Source organism: Bdellovibrio bacteriovorus (assembly GCF_001592755.1).
GTDB lineage: Bacteria > Bdellovibrionota > Bdellovibrionia > Bdellovibrionales > Bdellovibrionaceae > Bdellovibrio > Bdellovibrio bacteriovorus_E.
This window is the reverse complement of the sequence record NZ_LUKF01000019.1, coordinates 314,557-332,348: the sequence shown is the minus strand read 5'-3', so window position 1 is coordinate 332,348 and position 17,792 is coordinate 314,557. Positions and strand designations below refer to the sequence as shown.

General features: G+C 45.1%; 15 protein-coding genes. 11 read left to right on the top strand and 4 right to left on the bottom strand.

From position 1 onward, the window contains the following. The first annotated feature begins 18 nt into the window (after positions 1-18). The 3 genes from AZI85_RS16280 (at position 19) to AZI85_RS16270 (ending at position 3,290) form a co-directional block, all read left to right on the top strand. Positions 19-1,494: a metallophosphoesterase gene (locus AZI85_RS16280; protein ID WP_063245028.1), complete on the top strand. Its 1,476-nt coding sequence runs from the start codon at positions 19-21 to the stop codon at positions 1,492-1,494. 88 nt (positions 1,495-1,582) lie between these two features. Beyond that, a complete protein-coding gene (locus AZI85_RS16275) occupies positions 1,583-1,777 on the top strand; it encodes a histone-like protein (protein WP_041872690.1) in 195 nt (64 codons plus the stop codon). A 151-nt stretch (positions 1,778-1,928) separates the two neighbouring features. Beyond that, a complete protein-coding gene (locus AZI85_RS16270; protein WP_063245027.1) occupies positions 1,929-3,290 on the top strand; it encodes a hypothetical protein in 1,362 nt (453 codons plus the stop codon). Here the strand turns inward: AZI85_RS16270 and ligA are convergent, their stop codons facing one another. Next, positions 3,291-5,291 carry an NAD-dependent DNA ligase LigA gene (gene ligA, locus AZI85_RS16265; protein WP_063245077.1) on the bottom strand — a complete coding sequence of 667 codons (2,001 nt, stop codon included), beginning with the start codon at positions 5,289-5,291 and terminating at the stop codon, positions 3,291-3,293. Positions 5,292-5,415: 124 nt separating this feature from the next. Here ligA and gatC point away from each other — a divergent pair, with 124 nt between their 5' ends. The 6 genes from gatC to AZI85_RS16235 all read left to right on the top strand — a co-directional run bounded on the left by gatC (position 5,416) and on the right by AZI85_RS16235 (position 11,445). Further along, positions 5,416-5,697, top strand: a complete 282-nt coding sequence (gatC, locus tag AZI85_RS16260) for an Asp-tRNA(Asn)/Glu-tRNA(Gln) amidotransferase subunit GatC (RefSeq protein ID WP_063245026.1) — start codon at positions 5,416-5,418, stop codon at positions 5,695-5,697. 1 nt (position 5,698) lies between these two features. Further along, a complete protein-coding gene (gatA, locus tag AZI85_RS16255) occupies positions 5,699-7,171 on the top strand; it encodes an Asp-tRNA(Asn)/Glu-tRNA(Gln) amidotransferase subunit GatA (protein WP_063245025.1) in 1,473 nt (490 codons plus the stop codon). Then, complete coding sequence (gatB, locus tag AZI85_RS16250; protein WP_063245024.1) at positions 7,161-8,591, top strand: Asp-tRNA(Asn)/Glu-tRNA(Gln) amidotransferase subunit GatB; 1,431 nt, start codon at positions 7,161-7,163, stop codon at positions 8,589-8,591. The genes gatA and gatB overlap by 11 nt, the downstream gene beginning before the upstream one ends. Further along, entirely contained in the window at positions 8,592-9,500 is a 909-nt protein-coding gene (locus AZI85_RS16245) for a Ppx/GppA phosphatase family protein (protein WP_063245023.1), read from the top strand. Continuing rightward, positions 9,469-9,936, top strand: a complete 468-nt coding sequence (locus AZI85_RS16240) for a DUF192 domain-containing protein (RefSeq protein ID WP_063245022.1) — start codon at positions 9,469-9,471, stop codon at positions 9,934-9,936. The genes AZI85_RS16245 and AZI85_RS16240 overlap by 32 nt, the downstream gene beginning before the upstream one ends. 105 nt (positions 9,937-10,041) lie before the next feature. Next, positions 10,042-11,445, top strand: coding sequence for an LPXTG cell wall anchor domain-containing protein (locus tag AZI85_RS16235; RefSeq protein ID WP_253721040.1), 1,404 nt, complete (start codon positions 10,042-10,044; stop codon positions 11,443-11,445). A gap of 154 nt (positions 11,446-11,599) precedes the next feature. Here the strand turns inward: AZI85_RS16235 and AZI85_RS16230 are convergent, their stop codons facing one another. After that, complete coding sequence (locus AZI85_RS16230) at positions 11,600-11,968, bottom strand: PilZ domain-containing protein (protein WP_063245020.1); 369 nt, start codon at positions 11,966-11,968, stop codon at positions 11,600-11,602. Between the two features lie 426 nt (positions 11,969-12,394). Between AZI85_RS16230 and rho the strand changes: the two genes are divergently transcribed. Further along, a complete protein-coding gene (gene rho / locus AZI85_RS16225) occupies positions 12,395-14,122 on the top strand; it encodes a transcription termination factor Rho (RefSeq protein ID WP_155724063.1) in 1,728 nt (575 codons plus the stop codon). Between the two features lie 52 nt (positions 14,123-14,174). On the opposite strand, the gene AZI85_RS16220 is transcribed toward rho, so the two are convergent. Further along, positions 14,175-16,628, bottom strand: a complete 2,454-nt coding sequence (locus AZI85_RS16220; RefSeq protein ID WP_063245019.1) for a hypothetical protein — start codon at positions 16,626-16,628, stop codon at positions 14,175-14,177. Between the two features lie 172 nt (positions 16,629-16,800). Continuing rightward, positions 16,801-17,157, bottom strand: a complete 357-nt coding sequence (locus AZI85_RS16215) for a hypothetical protein (protein ID WP_063245018.1) — start codon at positions 17,155-17,157, stop codon at positions 16,801-16,803. Positions 17,158-17,530: 373 nt separating this feature from the next. On the opposite strand from AZI85_RS16215, the gene AZI85_RS16210 reads away from it, so the two are divergent. Continuing rightward, on the top strand, positions 17,531-17,776 hold the full coding sequence (locus AZI85_RS16210; RefSeq protein ID WP_063205867.1) for a type B 50S ribosomal protein L31: 246 nt from the start codon (positions 17,531-17,533) through the stop codon (positions 17,774-17,776). Positions 17,777-17,792: the final 16 nt, after the last annotated feature.

Below are 17,792 nucleotides of genomic sequence, written 5' to 3'. Positions count from 1 at the left end.
TATTCTTGGGAGGAAGATTTGCCCACTTCTTTTTCGCAACCAGTTCCTGATTTCAGATCCGCTTCATTCACTGCTATCATCAGTGACTTGCATCTTTGCGAGGCAGAGCCGGTTAACATTAAGTTTCCGTTATGGAAGAAGTTTAAAACGCGGCAATTCTTTTTCGATGATGTTTTTGAAAACTTCTTGAAGCACATTGAAGAAAAGGCAAATGGTCAGCCCATCGAGTTGATTCTTAACGGCGACATTTTCGATTTTGACAGTGTTTTACGATTGCCTGATGAACCGACTTACAAAGTTGATTGGTTAGAACGTCATCGCGGTCTTTATCCTCGCGAGGAACGATCTCGTTATAAGATTGAAGTTATTTTAAAGGATCATGCGGAATTCGTACGGGCACTGCGTGAGTTCATTCTGCGTGGACATCGCGCGATCTTTGTTATTGGTAATCATGACCTTGAACTTCATTTTCCAGAAGTGCAGGAAGAGATTCATAAGCATTTAGCTTTGCCAGATCACAAACGCGATCAGGTTCGCTTCGTTGAATGGTTTTACATCAGCAACCAAGACACTCTGATTGAGCACGGCAATCAGTACGATCCGTACTGTATGTGTGAAGACCCGATCAACCCCTTTGTGCGCGGATACAATTACATCTCTTTGAAGCTGCCTTTTGGAAACTTGGCGTGTCGTTACATTTCCAACGGCATGGGATTTTTTAATCCTCACGTCGACACGAACTACATTATGACTTTGCCGGAATACATCCGCTTCTTTTTTAAATATATGCTGCGCGCTCAGCCGGGTTTGGTTATCACTTGGTTCTGGGGCTCGGTTGTAACTTTGCTTTATGCCTTCTTTGACCGACTTTCAGCGCCGATTCGCAATCCTTTAAAGATTGAGGACCGTGTGTCTCGAATTGCAGAAAAAGCGAACGCAGAGCCGCGTATGGTAAGGGAGCTTAAGGAACTTTTTGTCGCCCCAGCCGCCAGTCAGCCGACGTTGTTGGCCCGTGAACTTTGGTTGGACCGCGCGTTCATCGTCTTTGTCGCGTTCTTTTTAATTTTCCAACTGATGGTGTTTGTGCGCTCGGTTTATGAAATTTCTTTCTTCTGGGCCTTTATTCCGCTCTTTTTATTGCTGCCCTTCTTCCTTTTTTACAGCAAGTCGATCACCTCCTTAGTTTCGGGGTATAAAGAGCCAGATGATCGAGTCCTTTCCATGGCGAGTGCAATCACCAAAGCGCAGCGCATCGTCTTTGGACACACTCATCATACACGTCACGAAATTATTGGGTCGGTGGAACATTTGAATTCGGGATGCTGGTCGCCGGCGTTTTTGGACGTGGAGTGTACGAAACCTTTGGATCAAAAAACTTTCGTTTGGATTTCTCCAACCGAAGGGGGAAGCCGTCAGGCCGAGCTTCTGAAATTTGTGGATGGGAAATCGGAACTGATCGCGAACCCAGGCAAAACGACCTCGGCAAATAATTAGTGCGCCGCAAGAAGATTTCATATTGTCAATTTCTGGACCCTATGCAAACCTTTTACAGGTAAACACACGGATGGAGAGAGGTTTAATCATGGCAGAAGTACTTGTTGTAACAAGCAAAGTAAAAAAACTTATCAAAGAAAAAGGTCAAATGAACACCTCTGCTGAGACTATTGATGTTCTTAGCAAAGCTATTGAGCAACTTTGCTTAAAAGGTATCGAAAGTGCTAAAGCTGATGGTCGTAAGACTGTTATGGCACGCGATATCGTGATCGATCACCTTTAATTTGGTGCTGATTTAGTTATTGCAAAGAACCCGTGGTGCAAGCCACGGGTTTTTCCGTTTAAAGAGCTGTCTTATTCTGAGACATCTCAAGACAAGTCGTTAATTCGCCGATAAACAAATATTGAAACTTTGATGGACAAAGGATGCGGCGATGAAAATGACAGCGATGCTTTTTTCATTACTTATTGCGCTGACTTCAAGCGCATTTGCGCAAGGCAAATTCTATAAATCTACGGACAAGATCACATTGTCTTATGAAGAGTTCCGCGCACTTTCTGACGAAAATCAAAAAGCATGGTTGAAAGAGATCCAGGCCTTCTATGCGAAAGTCGATGCTGTCGATGCGGGCGAAAGAATTAATCCAAAACGCAAATACAGTTTCTTACCCGAGTTTTTGTTTCAGGCACTTTCTAACTCCGCTTCTTTTTGTGCAACATCTTCTATTCTAGTTGGGAATCCTGCCGAAGCGGCCGACGAGCGCTGTCAGGTGCAAAGAAGTGTGAAAGCGGCGGCTTCATTAGTTTGTATGCGCTGCCCAGGGGATCGCCTCAGTGGTGTCTATGTATGTACGAGCGCGAATGACGATGCTTCGACAATTTCCAGAAACCTACTTAAAGAGCTGGATAAAAAAGATTACGAAGGCTCGAAAGTTCAAATCAGTGCTGATCAGTTGGCAAAACACGTTGAAGTGACACTGGATGAAGGATCTTCTCCTTTTGAGGCCCCTATTCTTCGTAAAAATACAGTCGTGAAAAGAATCGTGACGCCGTCCTCGTCTGAAGAAGTGGTGATTGATTTAGGCCCGGATGCTCAAATCAAAAAAGCATCTAAAGCAGGTCCGATGACGGTGACAGAAAGACGCGACGAAAGCGGTGCTGTTTTAGATCGCGTGGGTAATAACCCCCACGTGGCCGACTATCATCTTAGAGCTTTGGAAGATGTTGGTAACTCGAAAGGGAACGACAATCTGGATGTGGAAGAGGTCAGTAAAACCGAACGCCTTGCTTGCGTTTACGCCGGTTGGGCGGTTGAAGGTCCGCAGTGTTCTCCGATTAGCGAAAAAGAAATTCGTGATGCCTCTGGGAAGTCGGTCACTTATTCGTGTAAGGCAAATCAAGAAGGTTCGGCAATTTATGGCGATAACGAAGACGGAAAATCCGTCGTGCTTTGTAATCCCGTTCTTTTTGGCTTGAAAGACGAAAAACCCATTTGCATTCGTCGCTCTAAAAATGCCACGGAAGAATGTGTGAAGGCGTCGAATAAAGCCAGTGAAACCCTGGCTTTCGCGAAAGCCAACCCTTCGGAGTATCGTGCGCTAGTTCGTCGCGTAGACGTTCTTTGTCAGCAAGATGAAACTGTTTTACGTAAGCACTTTGAAAAAAGAGGCCGCAGCAAATCCCAAGTCGATTATGCAATTAAGGATTTAAGCGCAACGTGCGTTCACCTGCGCGGCCGTATGGCAGAGCTTGTTGATGCCAATAAAGCGACGGCGCCGCGAGCGGGCCAGCGCTAATTAAAGCATCTTTTGCAAGTCTTCCCAGGAAATGATTTTAACTCCCAGGCTTTGTGCTTTTTCAACTTTTGAGCCGGGATCATCACCCACAACAAGATAGTTTAATTTTGAAGAGACCGAGCCAAGAATTTTTCCGCCGTTCTTTTCAATGATATCTTTGGCATCGTCGCGCTTAATAGGCAAAGTTCCCGTAATTAGAAAACTCATTCCCGAAAGAGCGCCTTCTGCCGAGCGAACAGGATTTGCAATCGTCACGCCTAGCTTGAGCATGTCATGAACTTCGTTGACGAGTTTTTTATTGGCGGTCCAATCGCCGATAGCTTTTGCCACCTTCGGACCGATTTCAGGAACTTGTAAAAGCTCTTCTTCCGTCGCCTTTAAGAAGTTTTCTATATTCACAAAATGATCGGCAAGATGTTTCGCGGTTTGTTCTCCGACGAAGCGAATGCCCAGAGCAAAAATAAATCTCGCCAAAGTGGGGTTTTTGCTGTTCTCAATACTTTTGATAATGTTCTCTGCAGACTTATCACCTTGTCGCTCTAAAGACAGAACATCTTCTTTTGAAAGGCGATAGAAATCTGAAAACTTCGCTAGGAGTTTGTGATCCACCATGGTTTCAATCAGACGATCGCCGACTTTATCAATATTCATCGCGCGACGAGCGACGAAATGTTTCAGCGACTCTTTAACCACGGCAATACAAAGTGGATTCACACAACGAGTGACTACTTCGCCTTCAGTTTTTACGGTTTCTGATCCACAGGCCGGGCATTCAGAAGGAATTAAGAAGGGCTTGCTATTCTTAGGACGCTTTTCTGCCACCACCGAAACAACTTCCGGAATCACATCACCCGCGCGCTGAATGATAACTGTGTCACCAACGCGCACGTCTTTGCGATTGATTTCATCTTGATTGTGCAAAGTAGAATTGGTCACCGTCACGCCACCCACTTTAACGGGTTTCATGATCGCGACCGGGGTTAAGGCCCCCGTCCTTCCCACTTGGACTATAATATCTTCAATAACCGTTTGCGCCTGTTCAGGTTTGAACTTTGCAGCCGTGGCCCATCGTGGACTTCGCGCGACCAAACCCAAGTCATCTTGCAGACGAAGAGAGTTCACCTTAATTACTACACCATCAATATCAAACGGAAGCTGCGGACGGACTTTTTCTACGTGATGGTAATACTCAACGACTTCCTCGGGCCCTTTGCAAACTCGAACTAGGTTTAATCCCTCTTTATTTTGTAATGAGGGAACGCCTACTTCGTGAAAATACTCTTCGATCTCTAATTGGGTTTTAAATTCAACGCCATCAACAGCACCCAAGGCATAAGCATAAAAACGCAAAGGACGAGACGCCGTGATTTTTGAATCTAATTGGCGTACCGAGCCAGCCGCTGCATTACGAGGATTCGCAAAAGTTTGCTGACCGTTTTCTTGTTGGGTCTCGTTCAGTTTTGCAAAGTCCTGTTTGAACATTAAAACTTCGCCACGGACCTCCAAAAGCGCTGGCGGATTTTTCGTACTCAGCTTAAGAGGAACGCTGCGAATGGTACGAACGCCTTGAGTGACATCCTCGCCCACCGTTCCATCGCCACGAGTAAGCGCGCGTACGAACTGACCGTTTTCATAGATAAGCTCCATCGAAAGACCGTCGAACTTGGGTTCGACAAGATATTCGACGGCTTTATCGGTATTAAGGAATTTTTTTACGCGCTCATCGAAGTCGAAGATGTCTTCGGGAGAATAACTATTAGCCAATGAAAGCATGGGAAGACGGTGCGGCGCTTTTTCAAAAGCGCTAAGAGGACTTCCGCCCACACGTTGAGACGGTGAATCGGAAAGGTCTAAGTTCTTTTCGCTTTTTTCCAGGGCTAAAAGCTCGGTGAACAGCTGGTCGTACTCGTAGTCCGAGATTTTTGGGCTATCCATGACGTGATAAAGATAGTCGTGGTGCGAGATGATTTTCTTGAGCTCTTCGTGGCGCTTTTTAGACATGGAAATGAATTTATCACTCTGAGGGAAAAGGTCTAGTCTAAAAAAGGAAAGACTGCGCAAAGGGTGACTGAACTTTGTTTTTTGATTATTTTTAAATATCACATCCCCGCGAAGGAGACTCTCGGTGATCGACAAGAAAACTATTGAACACATCGCAAAGCTTGCTCGTTTGCAAGTCAGTGACGAAGAAGCCCAAGAGTACAGCACCCAATTGGCCAAAGCCCTGGGTCATTTCGAGCAGATCTCAAAAGTCAATACAGCCGGGATTGAACCTTTGGTAACACCAACGGAAATCGAATCTTTTTGGCGCGAAGATGTGGTTAAGCAGGAATTTACCGCTGAAGAAATGACCGCTAATGCTCCGGCAAAAGCTGGAAACCTTTTTAAAGTTCCTCCGGTGGTTTAAGATGGATTTAACTTTTGCTTCAATCTCAGATATTGCCGAGGCCGTTCAAAATAAAAAAGTCAGTGCCAAAGAAGTAGCTGAGCACTTTGCCAAACGCATTGCCACGCTCGATGAAAAATTAAATTCTTTTACGACTAAGAATGATCAAGCCATCAAAGACGCAGAAGCCTTAGATACCCGCATTGCTAAAGGCGAAAATGTCGGTCCCTTGGCGGGCGTTCCCTTTGGAATAAAGGAAATGTTTTGTACAAAAGGTCTTAAGACGACGGCGGGATCTAAGATTCTTGAAAACTTTGTTCCTCCCTACGACGCGACCGTTGTAGCTCGCCTTAAAGCGGCTGGCATTGTTGTGATGGGTAAGCTGAATCAAGATGAGTTTGCGATGGGTTCGTCTAATGAAACTTCTTTCCATGGTCCGACAAAAAATCCTTGGAAACTTGATTGTGTTCCCGGGGGTTCTTCCGGAGGATCGGCGGCGGCCCAAGCCGCACGTTTGGTTGCAGGAACTCTAGGTACAGACACGGGGGGGTCCATTCGCCAACCCGCAAGTTTCTGTGGGATCGTGGGGGTAAAGCCTACGTATGGTCGTGTCAGTCGCTATGGAATAATCGCTTATGCATCTTCACTGGATCAAGCGGGCCCTATGGTCAGCTCCGTGAAAGATGCTGCCTTAACTATGGAAGTCATCTCTGGTTTTGATAGCTTTGATTCCACCACTACGCAAAGACCCGTCCCCGCGTGGAGTAAAAATCTGAAGTCGGATGTTAAAGGCATGAAGATTGGCTTGATGAAAGAGTACATGAGCGGCAGCTTGCATCCCGATGTGCAAAAGACCGTGGAAAACTCGATTGAGACGCTCAAAAAAATGGGTGCGGAAATTGTTGAAGTCTCAGTGCCTATGTCCGAATTCGCGGTGCCTGTTTATTACTTGATTGCGGCTAGTGAAGCCTCATCCAATCTTGCTCGTTATGATGGAGTGAAATATGGACATCGTGCTGAATTTAAAAATCTATCCGCAGTGGAGTTAGAAACTTTTTATGGAAAAACCCGCGGCGAAGGATTCGGAAAAGAAGTCAAACGTCGTATTATGTTAGGGACCTATTGTCTTTCGAGCGGCTATTACGATGCCTACTATAATAAAGCAGGTCAGGTTCGTCGCTTGATCATGAATGAATACTTAGAAGCTTTTAAAAAATGCGACGTGATTCTAAGTCCGGTGACAACGGCGCCCGCGTTTAAAATTGGCGAGCGTATTTCTGATCCGTTGACGATGTATTTAAACGATATTTTTACTACGTCAACCAACTTAGCCGGTCTTCCCGGAATGAGTGTGCCTTTCGGACTTTCGCAAGAAAATCTTCCTATTGGCATTCAACTGACGGCAAGTCACTTTGAAGAGCAAAAAATGTTGGACGTGGCATTTGCACTGGAAAGTGCTTCTCCGGTGAAAGGAAAAAATCCCCATGTCATATAGAGGATATGAAGCCGTCATCGGTATTGAAATTCACGTACAACTCAGCACACAGTCGAAAATTTTTAGCGCGGATTCTACAAGCTTTGAAGCAGGTGATAATGAAAACACGTCTCCGATCAGTGTGGGGATGCCGGGATCATTGCCTGTAGTAAATAAAAAGGCCGTGGAATATTCGATTAAAACAGGCTTGGCCCTGGGTTGTGATATTCGTCGCAAATCTGTTTTTGCACGTAAAAATTATTTTTATCCGGATCTACCCAAGGGTTACCAAATCTCTCAATACGATCAGCCGCTGTGTGAAAATGGATCAGTGACGTTTAAGGTCGATGGGGTCGAAAAAACGGTGTCTATCACGCGAGCGCACATGGAAGAAGACGCAGGTAAGTCGAACCATCACGGAGACTACACACTTATCAATTACAATCGCGCCGGAATTCCTTTGCTGGAAGTGGTTTCGGGTCCGGACATTCGCAGCCCTGCCGAAGCGGCTGAATACGCTCGTACGATCCGCCAAATTGTTCGCTATCTTGATGTTTGCGACGGCAACTTGGAAGAAGGTTCCTTGCGCTGCGACTGTAACGTTTCAGTGCGTAAAATGGGTGACCCTAACTTTGGAACGAAAGTGGAAATTAAAAACATCAACTCTTTCCGTTTCGTGGAAAAAGCCATTGAATTTGAAATTGAGCGACAGATTGATGCGGTAGAACGTGGCGAAAAAATTATCCAGGAAACGCGCTTGTGGGATCCAGATAAAAATCGTACGTTTTCTATGCGCACAAAAGAAGACGCGCAGGACTATCGCTACTTTCCCGATCCAGATCTGCTGCCATTGACGGTCAGCGAGGCTATGATTGAACAATATCGTAAAGAACTGCCCGAGCTTCCTATTGCGCGAGCCAAACGCTTCCAAGAAGAACATGCTTTGCCTGAATACGACGCTACAGTTCTGACGACGGAAAAAGATTTGGCCGATTATTACGAAGAAACCGCGAAGGAATCGAATAATTTTAAGGCCTCATCAAACTGGGTGATGACGGAAATTTTACGCGAACTTAAAGAAGCCAATAAAAGCATTAAGGATTCGCCGGTTCGACCAAAACAGCTGGGTCAAATGATCGCCATGATTGATAAAGGGGCTATTTCGGGAAAAATAGCAAAGACTGTTTTTCAAGAAATGTGGCAAACCGGAAAAGAACCTGCAGTGATCGTTAAAGAAAAAGGCTTGGTTCAGATTTCCGACCCCGGCGCAATTGAAAAAATTGTGGAAGAAGTATTAGCCGCCAATACGAAAAACGTGGAAGAATATAAGTTAGGTAAAAAAGCGGTCTTTGGATTCTTCGTCGGCGCGGTGATGAAGGCCTCAAAGGGCCAAGCAAATCCAGAATTAGTGAATAAGATTCTGCAGGAGAAATTAAAGTAAATGAAAGTTGCAGCCCTTGATCTTGGAACAAATACTTTTCTTTGTCTGATTGCTGAAGGCACGAAAGACGGAATTACTAAAGTACATAAAGACCTCGCAACGACAGTGCGCTTAGGTCAAGGCGTTGATAAAACCGGTGAGTTTCATCCTGAGGCCCTTCAGCGCGCCAAGGCCTGCCTTGCCGAATTTAAAAAAGAAATTGATCTGCATAAAGTGGATCGCATTTTGGCCATGGCGACGTCGGCAGCTCGAGATGCAAAAAATGGAAAAGAGCTTTTTAAAATCGGCGAAGAACTGGGAATCCCTATAGAAATTATCCCAGGTGAAGATGAAGCTCGCATTACGTATCAGGGTGCGACCGCAGGAATGAACGACGATCAAAAAACATCATTGATCGTCGATGTGGGTGGCGGCTCTACCGAACTTATTTCGGGCCGAGGCAGTAAAATTCTTTTTGGTGAAAGCCTGAATATCGGCGGCGTTCGTTTGACTGAAAAATTCATCACGACCCAACCTGTTCCTGCTTCGGAACAAAAAGCGGTTGAAGAATATATCCAAGAACAAATCAAAACAGTTTTACCTGAACTACAAAAAGAAAAGATCGATCAAATCATTGCGGTTGCCGGAACACCGACCTCGCTTGTTGCAATTGAGGTTGGGGGTTATGACGAAAAGAAAGTAGATGGTTTCTTTTTAGGGAAAGAGCGCTTGGCGTACTGGGTGCGTGAGTTCGGGGCGACGACCGTTGAAGAAAAAAAGGAAAAGTATCAACTTGGAGGACGCGCCGATATTATTTTTGCCGGAGCTTCCATTTTATTAGCCGTGATAGAAGCATTGAAGCTTCCGGGAATGATTGTTTCCACAAAAGGAGTTCGTTATGGCGTTGCTCTTGAAATGCTTAAAAATTAAAACGCTTCTTTTTCTTTTAACTATATATATACCTGTGTCGCTGTTTGCGGCGACTCCTTTTAAGACAAGAAACATCAAGGTTGGAACCAAAACCTTGGTCGTGGAGGTTGCAGAGACTGCCGACCAACACGAGCGAGGCCTGATGTTTCGTGAAAAACTGGGCGAAAACGAAGGCATGCTCTTCATTTTTAAAAACGTAGAAACGCGTTTTTTCTGGATGAAAAATACTTTGATAGATCTCTCTATTGGATACTTTGATGGAAGCGGGACCTTGGTCGATGTGCAGGAAATGAAGTCTGGTAAAGGAATTCCGGATGCTCAACTTCCTTCTTACCCCAGCGCGAAACCGGCGAAGTACGCTCTAGAGATGCAAAAAGGTTGGTTTGAAAAGAACAAAATCAAAATTGGCGCAAAATTACAGCTGCTTAAACCATAGTCTAGTGACTGTATTAGTGTTTGCCTCACTCCAGTCTTGGGCATAAATTGTTAATAAGGCTTTATTGAAACAGTATGTTTCATAGCATCACTCAAGGATGAACACATGATGAAGAAACTCGTTATCTTATTAGCGTGCTTAGGTCTGGCATCTCAGGTCACAAGCTGTACGTCTAAAGACAACCAAGCTGATACAGAAGTCACTGCCGATTATGATTCTGCGGATCTAGAGAAACTAGAAGGCGACGAAGCCCTTGAAATCGCAGGTGACGATTCTTTAGCTAGCGACCAACTTCCTGAAGACGCGTTGGGTGAAACAGCAGCTGCTGAAACAACAACGACTACCGAAACTACAACAACTACAACTGAAACTACGCTGGGCGAAGATCAAGCGACGACAGAACAAACAGATGTCGCAACTTCTTCAGAAACTTTGCCGGCAGATCCATTTGCTGAAACAACAACAATGGATGCTCCTCCCGCGGCCTCAACGACAATTGTAGATACTGCTCCTCCAGCAACAACAGAAGACAACACGACAATGGTTGAAAGCTCTACAAGAACAGAGACTTCAACGACAGTGGTTGATTCTTCTTCTGAAGAAGCTCCGAAAAAAGCGAATGTTCCTTTGCAAAAAGTAGCGACAGCTCCTTGGCAAGTCGGAAAAACTTGGTACAACACAGTTTATTTCGCAAGACCGGGTGATTCTTTAGCAAGCATCAGCCAAATGATTTATGGTGCTGATAAAACAAAAGAATTAAAAAAGGGAAATCCTACTTTCAACTCTCGCGATGTTCGTGCGGGCGACAAAGTTTATTACAATTCTCCAAACCGTCCTGACGATTCATCTAAAATCGTAACTTATTATGAAGATAACGGCATGGCTCCCGAAGTTTATGTGGCTAAGGCTGGGGATAATATCCGTAGCGTTTCAAAAGATCTTCTTGGTTATGACAATGCTTGGAAAGAAGTTTGGTCAAGCAACTCTGTAGATTCTAAAGGCGCGATTGCTGAAGGTACGGAACTTCGTTATTGGAGAGGCGGCCAAATGGCGCAAGCTCCATCCGCTCCCCAACAACAACAACAAGCTCCTGCGCAACATCAAGAAGTTGCGGGATCTATGCAGCAACCGCCGCAAGATTTCCCACCACCTCCACCACAAGGTGATATGGCTCCGCCTCCACAAGATTTTGCTCAAGGAGAAATTCCTCCTCCACCAATGCCAGAGCAACAACAAATGGAAATGGCTCCGCCACCTCCACCACCACAAGACTTTGCAGAGCAAGCTCCACCTCCACCGCCTCCTCCAATGGAAGCTGTCAACCCACCTGCTCCACAACAAGCAGCAGCTGACGAAGCTCCAACTGGAATGGATAACGACACGACAGTGGCTTTAGGCGTTGTCGGTTTGGCAGCAGCGGGTCTTGCAATCTTGATCGTGCTAAGAAAGAAAAGAAAACAAAAAGAGCTTGAACAACAAGCTATGGACAACACTCACGTTGGTACGTAACGGCCGGCAGGCCGCAAAGCGGAGGGCCTGAGGGCCCGAAGCTGAAGCAGCACCAACCCAAAATAAAAAAGAGCGAGTTCAAAACTCGCTCTTCTTATTTTTAAAAGCCAAAATTTAAATACCTAGCTGCCCCAACACAGCCGGTATTCTACGATTAGCCCACCTTTTTAAAGATCGTGTCCATCACGGAACGGCGATCTTCGCGACTGTTCTCGACGAAATAAATCAAATCGTCGACGATCTGCACGTCGCGGTTATTTACAGGCATGAATTTTACTCCACAGCCTGCAGAGTTTGTCCAGATCACGTGAGCCGCAACTTTGCGCTCGCGACCTGCGACGACAAACACTAGATGTAACTTCTCGTTGGCGCGGACCTCGCCACCCATAAACTCCAAAAAGGCTCCTGTGATGCTGATATTCTTAAGCGTGCCTCTGGTTTCTTCGCGCGCATAATTGCGTTTGAAAGAGACCTCAAGATTTAGAGGGGTTCTTGGTGCCGGAACATTAACTGTGTCCTCCACGTTAGACTCCTTGTGCTTAACTAATTGGATACTATCCTTTCGGTATTACTTACGAAAAATTAATAGGGGGTCTGGCCAATTTTTATTAAAAGCGCGCAAATGTTCGTGAAACCCGACCCTGTTGGATCAAAGTTAAACACTTGAAAATACTTTCTTTTTTTACAACTTAATCTGTGCTTTAATAAGCTAACTTTAATTCGCAAAGGGACCCAATTGCCTGTTAAGTCTGGTTCAAACCCTGACTTAATCTCACTTTAAAACGCTTTAAATTTGATTTGAAAGCCCTTCCTGTCGTTTGGTTTTGAGTTGACAAGATCTGGACCCTTGGCGAAAGTTAGCTCAAGCACAACAGTTTAGTTCCAATCGGATCAAACTTCTTATCTTAAGATCCTCGTTTTCTTTTTTAATCCTACAAGGAGAATTTGTTTGTCTGACCCTAAAGATTCACAAGGCGTTGAAGTCGTTAAAAAGCGCACACGCACAAAACCTGTGGAAGAAACTCCGGCAGAGTCTGCTCCGGAAGCTGTAGCGGCCCCTGCGCCGGCACCTTCTGAACCACCTGCAGCAACTCCAGCCCCTGAAGCCACTGCTTCCTCAGCCCCCGCAGAAACCCCTTCTCAAGCTCCAAGACAAGAACGTCACCAAAACCAACAGCGTCGCGAATTCAGACCTAACAGAGATAACCGTGATAATCGCGATCGTGACAATCGTGGAGACCGCAACGACCGCGGAGGCCATCGCCACGACAGAAACAATGGACCACGCCGTGACTTCCGTGGCGACAGAAACCGTGATGAAGGTCAGCCTGTAGGCGATGATTCACACGCATCAACTCCACCAGCACAAACTCAAGAAGTTGATTTGGCGGATATCCAGCTTACTGACGAAGAAAAATCATGGCTTTCATCGAAAGACTTGAAATCAAAAAACATCACTCAATTAACTGAGCTTGCGACAAAATTGAAAATTGAAAATGCTGCCGGTCTTCGCCGTCAGGATATGATTTTTGAAATCTTGAAGCGCGCGGCGAAATTGGGTCAGGACATTTACGGTTCTGGCGTTCTTGAAATCTTGCCTGATGGTTACGGTTTCTTGCGTTCTCCGGATTACAACTATCTTCCAGGTCCGGATGATATTTACGTCAGTCCATCACAAATTCGTCGTTTCGGTTTAAGAACCGGTGATACTGTTACGGGAACAGTTCGTCCTCCTAAAGAGGGTGAGCGTTACTTCGCTCTTCTTAAAGTTGATTCTTTGAACTTTGAGACGACGGAAAAGGGTAAAGATAAAATCCTTTTCGACAACTTAACTCCGCTTTATCCGAATGAAAGACTGAAACTTGAGCACAGCCCTGGCGAGTACACAACACGCGTTGTGGACCTGATGGCTCCGCTTGGTAAAGGTCAGCGTGCTTTGATCGTGGCACCTCCAAGAACTGGTAAAACAGTTTTGATGCAACAAATTGCTAACGCTATCACGCACAATCACCCCGAAGTGAAGTTGATCGTTCTATTGATCGATGAACGTCCGGAAGAGGTGACTGACATGCAACGTACTGTAAAAGGTGAAGTTGTATCGTCGACATTCGATGAACCACCAACTCGTCACGTTCAAGTGGCAGAGATGGTTATCGAAAAAGCAAAACGTCTGGTTGAGCATAAGCACGACGTCGTTATCTTACTTGATTCCATCACTCGTCTGGCTCGCGCTTACAACACGGTTGTTCCTCCTTCGGGGAAAATCTTGTCAGGTGGTGTGGATTCCAACGCTCTTCACAAACCAAAACGTTTCTTCGGTGCGGCTCGTAACATTGAAGAAGGCGGATCTTTGACAATCATCGCTACGGCGTTGATCGACACAGGTTCTCGTATGGATGAGGTTATCTTCGAGGAATTTAAAGGTACTGGTAATGCCGAGATCCACTTGGATCGTAAGCTTATGGAAAAACGTATCTTCCCATGCATGGACATCAACAAATCAGGCACTCGTAAAGAGGACTTGTTGGTTGATAGAGGTGACTTGAACCGTCTATGGGTTCTTCGTAAAGTTCTTGCTCCGATGAACGTTGTCGACGCGATGGAATTCTTAATCGACAAAGTTCAAGGTACAAAAACGAATACAGATTTCCTTAAAGCGATGTCGGGCCCAGGCTAGATAGAAATTGGAAATTTGAATATTGAAAAGGGAGTCGAAAGACTCCCTTTTTTTATTTGTTAAAGCAACCGTCGGCTTTGAATGACATGATCAATCCGTCTTCGCCCAAGTCGGTCGTGTATAAAAAACTTCCGTCGTTCTTCATTAACAAAGTTCCGTAGTTACTTAATTCAAAATAAGGATGAGATACGACGTTGTTTGAGTTTCCGAAACTAGTGTCTCTTGTTCCATCCGCATTCAGTCGCAAGAATACCAACTCAGAAAGCCAGGTTTCTTTTTTCAGTCTTCCTACCATGAGGATTTTTCCATCGGAAGTCAGAGTGATTTTGTTAGCCAGAAATGCATCATAACCTGCAGGCAAATTGTCGATCAAAGTGACGCCAGCAGTTCCAAACGACGAATCAAGGTTCCCTGCCTCATCGAAACGGAACGCGGCGTATTGGGAAGGTCCAAAGGCATCTGTTTCGGCGAGAACTACCAATCTATTGCTTTCATCGACAAGATTCGCCTTTGAATTATAACTTTTACCGGCAACGGGATTGAACTTCAAAATACCACTGCTCCCGAAACTTGGATCGGGCACTCCCTGAAGGTCCAATTTGATGGCGGCGATTGCCATGTTGCCAGAGACGTCGGCGTTCAATGAAACATAGATAGAATCTTCCGTTATATGCAAGCCCTTAACATAACTTAGATTGTCGGCCATGTTGCTGAGCCAATATCCATCTCCGCCACCGAAAGAAAGATCTAAACTTCCCGACGGAAGGAATTTCGCGACGACGACATGGACGTCAGAAGCTACGGTCATTTCTCCGGCGATATAAAAACCGCCGTCAGCAAGAAGTCGCATTTGATCAAAATAGAGAGCAGAGAGAGCGTCGAGCTTCAATTCACCATTAACGCCAAAGCTAGTATCAACGCTGCCTGAGGGAAGATACCTTTGAAGAACTGGATAGTCGCTCACACCGTCATTGCTATGAAAATGAACGAGCAGCTTTTTATCTTCGGTTTGATATATTTTAATGATGTCCATGATTTCATTGTCCGTTGTGAGCACGGCTGTGCCGCCAACGCCAAAGGACGAATCTAAAGAGCCGTCGGGATTATGTTGAACTATTTTGTAGGTTGTATCGTCGTCGTTTCTTACGGACAGAAGAGAAACTATTTTTCCGTCGGAAGACACTAACGTAGAAAAAATGTACTCTCGGATATTAGCAAAATATGTTTTCAATGTGCCTGTACTTCCGTAAGCGACATCAAATCCTGCCGTCACCGTCGACTTCAGATTGAAGGAAACCCAGATGCTGTTGGTGTCTGTTCCTCCACCAATAATGATGACACTGTCATCTGGTAAAAGATACGTGCTGGCAATACTGTCAGAAACAGCTAAGCCGACGGATTGAAGCTTGTAACCAGAGACATGATATCCAGAATCAATCGAGCCGTCCGAATTAAAACGAGCTCGAAAAACATCTCCGGACATCGTACCTATCAAATCAATCTTTCCGTTAGAAAGAATATGTATCCGATGACCTTTGACTACCGCCCCTGTAGTTAAAGGCGCATAGCCATCTCCCGAAAATGAGGTGTCAGGAGTGCCGTCGCTATTGAAGCGATAAAGGAAAGGAATATCACTGGCGTATTCGTCAAAAATTCCAGCCATGATAATTTTACCGTTGTTATCTATTTCAACATCATAAGCGGTGGATAAAATTCCTGGTGTTTGGAAAGTGATGGCTCCGTCGCCTCCACCAAAGCTCGTGTCTGAAACACCGTCAGAAGAAATTTTTGCGATGCAGGCTGAAAACTCTCCGCCAGTCCATTGATAGCCAGCTAAATAGAGTGAGTCGTTGCGCTGCTTTATTCGTAGGGGCGAATTGCCGGCAGTGGCGTAGCTTAGGATCAACTTTCCGGTGCCATTATTAAAACTCGAATCATAAGTGCCGTCGAGATTGATACGTTGGATAATGTACTCAGAATTAATTGTTCCCGCGACAACAACACGGCCGTCGGATTGAATCACGGTGCTTTTAATTTGTTTATCATCAGAGTTATCAATAAATGCAGTGCCATTGTATCCAAACGTAAGATCTGGCAATCCGGATTCTGTGAACTGGTGCAAGGTGTTTTGGGAATTGCTTTCTTTCGCCGTGATCACGACGATTTTTCCGTCAGGTTTTACATTCACAAAAATCTGGGTGCTTTCAGGAATGTCGAAGGTGGTGACTCCGTTTTTCTCGCCAAAACTGGTATCAATTGTGCCGTCATCCTGATAACGGACAATAAAAGCCACAGAGGGAGAAAAGCCTACTGCCACTATTTTTCCATCTGTGGTTCTAGCGGTGTCGGTGATTTGCCCGTCAGCGTGATCAGTGTTTATGAAATCTTCGCGGTACTTTATCCAACCGAATTTATGAAAACTCGCGGGATTTAAAATATCGGTTGATGGAGATGTGGTGGTCTTTAACGAGAGCTGGTGAAGCTTTGCCTCGATGGTGCATCCCATATTGAGAAGCAATCCAAATGCTATTCCAAAATGTACAAAATAGTTGTGCATGACATTCTTATCGGTACGCCAGAACGAGCTCCTGACGTACCTTACAGAGCTGTCATGAATATTCCCGGTTTGAGCTGATAACGGATAATACTTCTGTTCCCTCTCAAACCATAGGGAGCATCTAAGGCAGTCTCTTTTTCAAAGAGTCCGTTTCACAACCACCATAAAGCTGTTCGCTGATAACGCCCTCGAACGGATAAATGAAATCGCTCATTCCGTCAGAGCCTTCTTTATTCAAATACAAATCAAGATATTGGGTAAGACCTTCGACTTCAAAACGGATGACTCCGCCCTGTTTGTATTTCACGATCCCGTTGAGTTCCGCACCGCCATTGTCTGGGGATGTGATTTTAACTTTGTTCGTGTCACTGTTATAGCTCACCGACAAAAAGGGTTCAGTGAAAGTGCAATAGATGCTCTCGGCCTGAGCCGACGTGACTGAAAGTAAAAGAGCCGCGCTTAAGATAACCGACTTCATAAGTCCTCCGTTATGGGCCTAGGTTTAAAAGTACTGCGCCCACTTAGCAACTTTCACCTTGTTAATGTGACGAATATATTGAGTCTGCTCAGAATGGGCAGAGCCGTCCTCGGAATAGACCCTTAGGCCTCATTTTGTTTATTGAAAGGTCCGGAATTTTGCGGAAGATTCAGGGGAAAGCGGAAGAATTTAAGAAAAACGGAATATTATAAGGTATTGATATGACGGGTTAATTTTGGTTAATTCGGGGGCTACCGAGTATCGAATCCCTGCCGAAAAAAGCAGCGATTAGTACTCGACACTAGGGACCCACTGTGTTAAACCAATCAATCTTACAGACCCATAGGTTAAATTATTTAGAAGGAATCAGGTCATGAAACAAAACCTACATCCAAAAGTAAATACAGTTGTATTTAAAGATATCTCTTGCGACTTCTCGTTCTTGGGAACATCTACTCTTCACTCTAACGAAACAGTTAAATGGGAAGACGGCAAAGAATATCCATTGATCAAAGTTGAGATCTCTTCTGCATCTCACCCATTCTTCACTGGAAAACAACGTGTGATGGATACTGAAGGTCGTATCGATCGTTTCAAAAAACGTTACGGCAAGAAATAAATTACGGCCCTCCGTT